The organism is Microvirga pakistanensis (assembly GCF_004458765.1).
In the GTDB taxonomy this organism is placed as follows: domain Bacteria; phylum Pseudomonadota; class Alphaproteobacteria; order Rhizobiales; family Beijerinckiaceae; genus Microvirga; species Microvirga pakistanensis.
The window spans coordinates 1-223 of sequence record NZ_SPJX01000530.1 but is presented as its reverse complement, the minus strand read 5'-3'; the positions used below and the strand labels follow the sequence as shown (position 1 = coordinate 223).

General features: G+C 55.6%; 1 pseudogene. It reads left to right on the top strand.

The window, feature by feature from the left end:
- Positions 1-145: 145 nt before the first annotated feature.
- Positions 146-223, top strand: a pseudogene (locus tag E4K09_RS30475) (molecular chaperone); the annotation flags it as partial.

Below are 223 nucleotides of genomic sequence, written 5' to 3'. Positions count from 1 at the left end.
CCCGGTTGGGCGAGCCTCTTGAATGCAAACGTATCTATTCCCACATGGAAGCCGTGACGGCCAGACGGCGTCACGAGACCCAGATCCAGCCTCAAGAGAGGTGGATCTTCATGAGATGCATGTTGCTTCTGAAGGAGGATATGCCATGCGACAGTTCGATCTTGCTCCCCTGTACCGCAACACGGTCGGTTTCGACCGTCTGTTCTCGATGCTCGACCAGATG